Below are 9,086 nucleotides of genomic sequence, written 5' to 3'. Positions count from 1 at the left end.
TAACATAAATTCATTTTTGTCCATGTCTAAATTGTTTAGAACAAAACTACTACCTTAGGTTAATCTAAAAAATATGTGGTTCGTCGGGCGGATACCTAAATAGAATTGTTCCGAAAATTACCTTTAGATTATTCCTGTTTTCACTATTTTTTTGTGGTTATATAATTTTCGCATCGCATTTCTTTTTAGTTGTAAATTTTGCCTCTTGTCTCGTTTATTGTCCACAACAAAACTTTAATAATTAAATGTTTGGGGATTGAAAGTCTGAAAAATAGGTAATTTATTAATCATCAACCGCTCTGTCGTTACTTTAGGTTTTATGTTTTCTACATCACATTGTTCAACAGTTCTGATTTTTATTTTAGTAGATAAATTTGCATCTTGTTTTTCCAAATAACCATAACCATCAGAAGATATACTGTTGTAACCTATCATCTCAAAACTGCCTTTTTGATATCTAAATTTATAATTATGTTGACCTCTAAGCAACTCATAATTTAAAATTAATATTTCTTTGTTAATTTCTAAATAAGGATGATTTTCAACTTCCGTTCTATCATCTGAGTAAGCCAAAAGGGAACTATTGTAGCATATTAATTTGTATTTTCCATCAGGTGTTTCAAAGAAAACAGCCGTTTTATAATCTCCATTTTTTGGATCTTTCTGAACTTTGACAATGTCTTTAATATTGTCTTTATTTAAATCTCCTTCAATTTGAGAAATAAATTTAGTAAACCGGCGATTCACTATTTTAGACTGAGAATGACTACTACATATTGCTAAAACCGCGATTAAAACAAATAACTTTTTCAATCTTAATTTTATTAGTTTCCAAATTATAAGGCTTTTCAGAATACGCCCGTCATTTGATGTGATTTTTGAACTCCACTTTTATCAGTAATTCTTAATTTTGTAAATGTATACCTTGGAATTTTATGAGTTTTACGGTTTTCCACATTGTTTGAAAATAAATATTTAATATCATTGAATTTGACTAAATTTTAACATAACAGATTTTTAAGTTCCACAAAAAACTTTGATTTGTTTATCTCCAGATAAAACTCAGCAGGATTTAATCGGAAATTCTTTTATTAATTCTACCGAAAAAATTTCTTTACAAAAAGCATTATCAAGCAAATGAACAACTGTATAAAATATCATCATTAGTAAATATTTTTTGACGAAGAACGTTTTATTATTATTCTTGCACAATACCCACTTTTAATGATATTTCAAAATAAAATTTGTGGATCGGACGGCTCAGCCAGCATAAAAAATTATGAAACAATTCTTTATTTTTTATCAGAGAAAAGTTGCGAAATATGATAAAAAAAACTTTTGGTAAAATCAAATCCAAAAAAAATATCAACCAAAAATCTCAGTATCTTTCTGATACTTTATATTTACTACTGCCTTCTTAAATGCTTTGATTTTACTAATTAAAAATGACTATTGAAATCCTAAAACCCATTTAATGACAATTAGTACTATTTTAAAACAGGACGTTAAAATCACGTTTAAATGAGTATATTAATACTTGAATTTATAATTTAGCAAAAAATAATTTTATGAGCACTAAATCAATATTAAAGAAGTCATCACTTGACTTTTTAGAAAACTACCTTAATAATGCATCACCGACAGGTTACGAAAGTGAAGGGCAAAAACTATGGATGGACTATTTGAAACCTTATGTGGATACTTTTATAACGGATACTTATGGAACCGCCGTGGGAATTATAAATCCAGATGCTCCTTATAAGGTTGTAATTGAGGGTCATGCGGATGAAATTTCATGGTATGTGAACTACATTACCGATGATGGATTAATCTACGTCATTAGAAACGGCGGTTCTGACCATCAAATTGCTCCTTCAAAACGAGTCAATATTCACACTAAAAATGGAATTGTTAAGGGTGTTTTTGGCTGGCCAGCGATTCATACTCGAAATAGAAAGAAAGACGAAGAGGTAGCCAAAGTGGATAATCTATTTATTGATATTGGTTGCGAAACAAAAGAACAGGTTGACAAAATGGGTGTTCATGTGGGTTGCGTGATTACCTATCCTGATGAATTCATGATTTTGAACGAAAACAAATTTGTTTGTCGCGCGATAGATAATCGTATGGGTGGATTTATGATTGCCGAAGTAGCTCGCTTGTTACATGAAAATAATATCAAACTACCTTTTGGATTGTATATCACTAATTCGGTTCAGGAAGAAGTAGGTCTTCGTGGTGCAGAAATGATTACTAAAACTATCAAACCAAATGTAGCAATTGTTACGGATGTCTGTCATGACTCTACTACTCCAATGATCGATAAGAAAATTGAAGGAGACACTAAAATTGGTAAAGGTCCTGTTGTAACGTATGCTCCAGCTGTTCAAAATAATTTAAGAGAATTAATTTTAGAAACAGCTATGGCGAAAGAAATTCCATTTCAGCGATTGGCCTCCTCTCGTGTGACTGGAACGGATACTGATGCTTTTGCTTATAGTAATGGTGGTGTAGCTTCGGCTTTGATATCCTTGCCGTTGCGTTATATGCACACTACGGTTGAAATGGTTCATCGTGACGATGTTGAAAATGTGATCAAATTAATATATGAAACATTAATCAAGTTAGAAAACGAAGAAACCTTCTCCTATTTCAAATAGTTTTAGGAGCTGATCCCGCTATTCGCTGCAATCTTTGTGTCCTGAAAAAATCAGGACACAAAGGATTTTCACTACTATCGGGGCTAAAAAAACGCAATTAGAAATTTTGAATTGCGTTTTTTTTTTAAACTGACTTCCGTACATTTTAAAATATAATCAAGGACAACATTAACCGAAGCGCATTTAAAACAAATTCCCAAGGAAAAAAAGAAGTTTTACAAGACTTCGTCAAACAATTTTAAAAATATTCCAGAAAAATTGTTGAACCACTATGTTTGTAATGACTGATTATGTACTTCCAAATGCTATTGATCCCTTTGGATAACAATGCGCACAACAACTAGTGCCTCCTTATAAATATTGCTTCGTAGAAAAATTTTATGAAAATGCACCAGGCGGGTAATTCTACCAATCCAGAATAACTGAATTAACTTATTACTAAATTACCAGAGCAAATCTCCCAAAAATGAGGCAAAACGAAATGTTGTGTCCACTTTTAGAAGATGAATCCAATTTCATTTGATTTAATTCCAGTACTTATTTCAAAAATAACGGCACAAGATTGGTCACCTAGCAACAAATAACTGACCCGAAAAATAATTTAGGATGGGTGATATTCATTAAAAAGTCGCAATTCTAAAGTGAATTGCGGCTTTTATTAAACTGTATTGTATAATTATCTATTTTTCAAGTAGTGCTTTAGCATTTAAAGAAAATCCAACAATATTAAGTACAAACCCAATAAAAATTAATGCTCCAGCAATTAGACCTGCTCTTCCAGAGTTTGGATACTCAATAAGTAGATAAATGGAAATCGATATCATAACAAGACTAATACTGTAAATTAAATTTTTCATAGTGTATGTTTTTTTATCAACTGAAGGTAACTATATGTTTTAAATAAAAGCTACTGTTTTTATATATTAGCAAGGTATTCCACGACATTTTTCTCTATTCGTTCATCAATATTAGAAATATCCGCTTTAACAAATTTCTCTCCTAAGATATTTTCGTATAATTCGATATATCTTTCTGAAACGGTTTCAATGTATTCATCGGTCATATTTGGAATTTGTTGCCCTTCCAATCCTTGAAAACCATTCTCGATTAACCAACGACGAACAAACTCTTTCGATAGTTGTTTTTGTTCTTCTCCGCTGTTTTGACGTTCCTGGTATCCTTCAGCATAAAAATATCGAGAAGAATCTGGTGTGTGAATTTCATCAATCAAGACAATAACCCCTTCTTTCGTTTTTCCAAATTCATATTTGGTATCCACCAAAATTAAACCACGACTAGCAGCAATTTCAGTTCCCCTTTGATATAAATCTCTCGTAAATTTTTCTAAAACAACATAATCTTCTTCAGAAACAATTCCTTTTGATAAAATATCCTCACGAGAAATATCAGCATCATGTTCTCCATTATCCGCTTTGGTTGTCGGCGTAATGATAGGTTCGGGGAATTTGTCATTTTCTTTCAAATAGTCAGGCATATTTACGCCGCATATTTCTCTTTTGCCAAGAGCATATTCACGAGCAGCATGACCCGAAAGATAGCCACGAATTACCATTTCTACTTTGAAAGGCTCACATAAATGACCTACAGCAACATTAGGATCAGGAGTTGCAATTAACCAGTTCGGAACAATATCCTCCGTCAATTCCATGAATTTTGTAGCAATTTGGTTTAGGATTTGACCTTTGTATGGAATTCCTTTTGGTAAAACTACATCAAAAGCCGAAAGCCTGTCCGTAGCCACCATAACCAAAAGCGCATCATTGATATTGTACACTTCTCTTACTTTACCGCGGTAAACAGATTTCTGGTTTGGAAAATTAAAGTCCGTTGTTGTAATTGTATTGCTCATTATAGCTGTTGTGTTGTGTTATTTTGTACTTGCAAATTTAAAACTATTTCAGAGAGTTTCGCAAAGAAAAATAGTGTAACTCTAAAATATTATTTTTATTTCTAAAACTATTTTTCAAGTAATGTATCGTTGAACAAGTTTAAGATTCGGCTGTATTCATCCACCCAAGAATAGGTTTCTTTAAAACCATGAGCTTCCACCGGGAAACTAGACAAGCTCCATTTTTTCTTGCCTAATTCGATAAAACGCTGAGACAAACGAACAATATCTTTGTATTCTACATTGTCATCTACCATTCCGTGGAGCATCAATAAATCTCCTTCTAAATTATTTGCAAAATAGATTGGAGAACTTTTTTTGTACGCATCTGGATCCGTTTCAGGGAAATTAAGAATATTTCCGGTGTAGCCATGATTGTAATGTGCCCAATCTGTAACAGAACGTAATGCTGCTCCCGAAGCAAACTCTTTTGGAGTAGTCAACATTCCCATCAACGTGATAAAACCTCCATAAGAACCTCCATAAATTCCAACTTTTGAGGGGTCAATTCCGTAATTCTCGACTAGATATTTCTTTCCGTCTATTTGATCTGTTAAATCTTTCCCGCCCATAAAACGATAAATTCCAGTTCTAAAATCACGTCCGTAACCATCGCTACCTCTATAATCAATATCCAAAACGGTATATCCTAAATCGACCAACATATTATGAAACATATATTCTCTGTGGTACGTACTCCAATAGTTATGTGCGTTTTGCAAATAACCAGCTCCATGAACAAATAAGATTGCTGCTTTATTCGCATTGGCAGATTCTGGCTTGTATAATCGGGCATTTACAGGAGTTCCATCTTGCGCTTTGAAAGTAATTACTTCTGGTTCACGCCAAGAATATCCTTTGAAACTTTCCGTTGTTGTAGTCGTTATTTGATTTAAGTTCGTATTCTTTTTATTAGGTGCTACATACAATTCCCAAGGTTTATTTTTATAAGAATAGCGTACCAATAAAGTACTTTCGTCTGGAGATAAACTCACTTCATGAGCACCATCTTTAGTTAAAATAGGTTGTAAAACTGGATTTGTAAGGTCCAATTTATAAAAGTTTCTGTTACCAGGATGCGTAGTCGTTGTGGTTAAATAAAAAGACTTTTTATCTTTGGCCAAAGTCACATTACGCACTTCCCAATTACCTTTGGTCAACTGTGTTTTCTTTTTTGACTTTAAATTATAGCTATACAAATGAGAATAACCAGTTTCTTCGGATTGGAAATACACCGTTTCATTGTCACCTAAAAATCCAAGCGTTCCTCTTCCGTACGAATTAGAAGGAATTCCTGGTCCGCCAATCCAAGCTTCATCATGTTGATGATCTAGTTCTTGAAAAGTTCCATTTTCTAAATTCAAACTAACAATCCATCGGTCTTTGTTGTCCTGACTTCTAATTTCACTAATTGCATATGAACCACTTTCATTGTAAATAGGTTCCTGAACTACAATTAGTTTGTTCTTTTTTTCTGCAGTTTTTGATTTTTCATAGGTTTCAAAGTATTTCGGAACATCCTGAATGTGACTCAACGATGAAAAATTCACAAAATAAACAGAATCTTTGGCGATGTTATAAATACCAAATTTAGTAGCCAATAAATTATCTACAGAAACTTTTTCCTTAGTATCTTCAATTTGGTTGTAACCATCGGCAGTGATGAATAGTTCCATTTTTTCACTTTTACGTTCTGAATCTTCTATTAATCTGAAGGTGGCAAAATTTCCTTTTGGATCCACTTTCAAGCTTCCAAAAGTATTTTTTCCATAATAGTACGGTTTTGGAAAATCAGATTTTGTAGTTTTTGATTTTGCCAAGTTCCATTTTTTCAGCGCTTCCTGATCTCTGACAAATTGAAATAATTCCTCTTGTTGACTTTTCAAAAAAGATTCTTTATTACTGGCTTTCTCATCCGATTTTCCTTTACGAAAGTTCGTGATTTGAATAATAGAACCTTCATTGGTATTGAACTGAAAAAGATTTTCATTTTGTCTGAAATAAAGAATTCCTGGCACAGCACCCATTTGTAAATTAGCAATTGGACTACTTTGTTGGTAGAGTTTTTTCGAGGTTTTACTTTTTAAGGAATACGAAAACAATCTTCCTTTATCAATATAATAATACAAATCTGGATTGGCTGTTTTTTTGAAATCTAATTTTGAAAAAACAGCTTCAGTTGGAGATACCAGTTCTGGTTTTGATAATCCGTTTTTCCAAAAATAAGTACTGTTACCCAATTCATTATTTGGATTCCAATCAAAATAAACTTTTTTACCATCCAAAGACCACCTTTCATTTTCTGGCGAAACTCCAATGAAAGCATTTCCTTTCATTATTTCTTCCAATTTTAAGGTTTGACTTTGAATTGTAATGGCAAACAAAATACAGATAACAAGGAGTAACTTTTTATTCATGTTGATTATAATTTAATATTAAAATTGAAAATTATGCTATGTTTAAAACAACCGTAAATTAGGTTATTGCAGTAATTCTTTGGCTATATATTTTGCTACTCCATCATGATTATTCGGTAAGATAACTTCTAAATGAGATAATTTATTTTTCAAACTATCAGGAGCATTTCCCATAACTAATCCTTTACCGGAGGATTTTAGCATGTTTTCATCGTTATAGCCATCGCCAAAAGAAATAGATTCTTCGAAAACAAAATTTTCTTTTTCTAAAATCTTGGCAATTGCAATACTTTTATCTACAGATTTATCCATAAATTCTAAACAGTAAGGAAGACTAAAAGCATGACTAAAAAGACCAGAATGACTTTCTAAAATCTGATCCTTTAATGCAATTAATTTCGAATGTTTATTGTGCGTGAAAAACACTTTTATGGCACTCAAATCCTCTAGGTTATTAAAATTTACTAATTCAGGATGATAATTCACTTCTGGTTGAAACTCATTCAATTTTTCGTCATGCTTGTTGGTTTGCCAAACATTTTCTCTGAATAATACGGTTGTAATTTCAGGATCAATATCTAAAGATAAAACCGATTTAACGGCATCGCTTTCCATATCAAAGGAAAATAAAAGTTCTTTTTCAGGGGAATGTATACGTGCTCCATTAGAAGTAACTAAATAAAGAGGAATGTCTAAACCTGCTACAATAGGCATTGCATCCAAGTGATGGCGTCCGGTAGCAACAATTATTAAGTAGTTTTGATTGTGAAGTTCTTGAAAAACAGTTTTAGTGTATTGAGATATTTTGTGATCTGAATTTAGTAAAGTTCCGTCTAAATCGCTGATCACTACTTTAATTTTTTCTTTTAAAATCATTTCTTTTTAACTGAGATTTTATTAATTCCAAATTTATTGTATTTCTAAGAGAAACAAAAGGATTCATTTGAATATTATTTAAATCGTTAAATAAAAAGATGTCATTTTTTAAAATAATGAAGCGGAAAGGAAATCCATTCTCTATAGAAAATGAACTCGCTTTCCGCTTCAATAATTTTGTGTATTTGCTAATCGTTATTTTCAATCATCTTATACGCATCAATCACTTTCTTGACTAATCTATGGCGTACAATGTCTTTGTCATCCAGATAAATGATTCCAATTCCATCAATATCTTTCAAAACTAACAGGGCTTCTTTAAGTCCAGAAATGGTTCTTCGTGGCAAATCGACTTGACCAGGATCTCCCGTAATCATAAATTTAGCACTTTTTCCCATACGTGTCAAAAACATTTTCATTTGGGAATGTGTAGTGTTTTGAGCTTCGTCTAAGATAACAAAAGCATTATCCAACGTTCTTCCACGCATGAATGCTAAAGGCGCGATTTGTATAACTCCTTTTAGAATATAATCTTCTAGTTTTTCATTCGGCAACATATCTCGTAAAGCATCATACAAAGGTTGCATGTAGGGATCCAATTTTTCTTTCATATCACCTGGAAGAAAACCTAGGTTCTCCCCTGCTTCTACTGCTGGACGAGTCAGTATAATCCTTTTGACTTGCTTTTCTTTAAGTGCTTTTATGGCCATAGCAACACCTGTATAGGTTTTTCCGGTTCCGGCAGGTCCAACGGCAAAGACCATATCATTTTTTTCCATGGTATCCACCAACAATTGCTGATTGGGTGTCATGGCTTTTATGATTTTGCCACCTACTCCATGTACTAATATTTTATCCTGTCCTTGAAATTTTCTGTCTTCCTGAACATCGCCAAGAATAACACGCTCGATTACATTATTATCAATATTATTGTATCTTGAAAAGTGTAACATTAATCGTTGAAAACGTTTTTCAAAATCGTCCAAAACCTCTTTTTCTCCAAAAGCTTTTAAGGTGGTTCCCCGAGCGACAATTTTTAATTTTGGATAGTATTTTTTAATTGTTTCAAGATGAGTGTCTTGAGCGCCCCAAAAGTCTTTTGGAGCGATGTCTATGAGCTCGATTATTCTTTCGTTCAAATGAGGTAGTTTTTAATTAAAATTCATTTTTTTGTCAATCAATTGGCTGTCGGGTATATTTCTTGTTTTTAATTAGAAATTGTTT

General features: G+C 32.4%; 7 protein-coding genes. 1 reads left to right on the top strand and 6 read right to left on the bottom strand.

Features of this window, described 5'->3' with window-relative positions:
* Positions 1-234: 234 nt before the first annotated feature.
* Positions 235-813 (bottom strand): hypothetical protein, encoded by a 579-nt coding sequence (locus BUC11_RS13720; protein ID WP_139259512.1) that lies wholly within the window; start codon positions 811-813, stop codon positions 235-237.
* 755 nt (positions 814-1,568) lie between these two features.
* On the opposite strand from BUC11_RS13720, the gene BUC11_RS13715 reads away from it, so the two are divergent.
* On the top strand, positions 1,569-2,660 hold the full coding sequence (locus tag BUC11_RS13715; RefSeq protein WP_073354970.1) for a M42 family metallopeptidase: 1,092 nt from the start codon (positions 1,569-1,571) through the stop codon (positions 2,658-2,660).
* Positions 2,661-3,340: 680 nt separating this feature from the next.
* Here the strand turns inward: BUC11_RS13715 and BUC11_RS17005 are convergent.
* From BUC11_RS17005 to BUC11_RS13690, 5 genes are all read right to left on the bottom strand, one after another.
* Complete coding sequence (locus BUC11_RS17005) at positions 3,341-3,517, bottom strand: hypothetical protein (protein WP_175547763.1); 177 nt, start codon at positions 3,515-3,517, stop codon at positions 3,341-3,343.
* Positions 3,518-3,576: 59 nt separating this feature from the next.
* Positions 3,577-4,530 (bottom strand): phosphoribosylaminoimidazolesuccinocarboxamide synthase, encoded by a 954-nt coding sequence (locus tag BUC11_RS13710; RefSeq protein ID WP_073354968.1) that lies wholly within the window; start codon positions 4,528-4,530, stop codon positions 3,577-3,579.
* Positions 4,531-4,637: 107 nt separating this feature from the next.
* Positions 4,638-6,986, bottom strand: coding sequence for a S9 family peptidase (locus BUC11_RS13705; protein ID WP_073354966.1), 2,349 nt, complete (start codon positions 6,984-6,986; stop codon positions 4,638-4,640).
* A 63-nt stretch (positions 6,987-7,049) separates the two neighbouring features.
* A complete protein-coding gene (locus BUC11_RS13700; RefSeq protein ID WP_073354964.1) occupies positions 7,050-7,862 on the bottom strand; it encodes a Cof-type HAD-IIB family hydrolase in 813 nt (270 codons plus the stop codon).
* Positions 7,863-8,050: 188 nt separating this feature from the next.
* A complete protein-coding gene (locus BUC11_RS13690; protein WP_073354961.1) occupies positions 8,051-9,001 on the bottom strand; it encodes a PhoH family protein in 951 nt (316 codons plus the stop codon).
* Positions 9,002-9,086: the final 85 nt, after the last annotated feature.

The sequence above is a fragment of the Flavobacterium xanthum genome (assembly GCF_900142695.1).
GTDB lineage: Bacteria > Bacteroidota > Bacteroidia > Flavobacteriales > Flavobacteriaceae > Flavobacterium > Flavobacterium xanthum.
This window is presented reverse-complemented; position numbering and strand designations above follow the sequence as displayed.

What these genes read in the sequence shown, in the direction of transcription:
- BUC11_RS13710 (WP_073354968.1), bottom strand. Translation starts at nt 4,530, where the DNA reads ATGAGCAATACAATTACAACAACGGACTTTAATTTTCCAAACCAGAAA.
- BUC11_RS13705 (WP_073354966.1), bottom strand. Translation starts at nt 6,986, where the DNA reads ATGAATAAAAAGTTACTCCTTGTTATCTGTATTTTGTTTGCCATTACA.
- BUC11_RS17005 (WP_175547763.1), bottom strand. Translation starts at nt 3,517, where the DNA reads ATGAAAAATTTAATTTACAGTATTAGTCTTGTTATGATATCGATTTCC.
- BUC11_RS13700 (WP_073354964.1), bottom strand. Translation starts at nt 7,862, where the DNA reads ATGATTTTAAAAGAAAAAATTAAAGTAGTGATCAGCGATTTAGACGGA.
- BUC11_RS13715 (WP_073354970.1), top strand. Translation starts at nt 1,569, where the DNA reads ATGAGCACTAAATCAATATTAAAGAAGTCATCACTTGACTTTTTAGAA.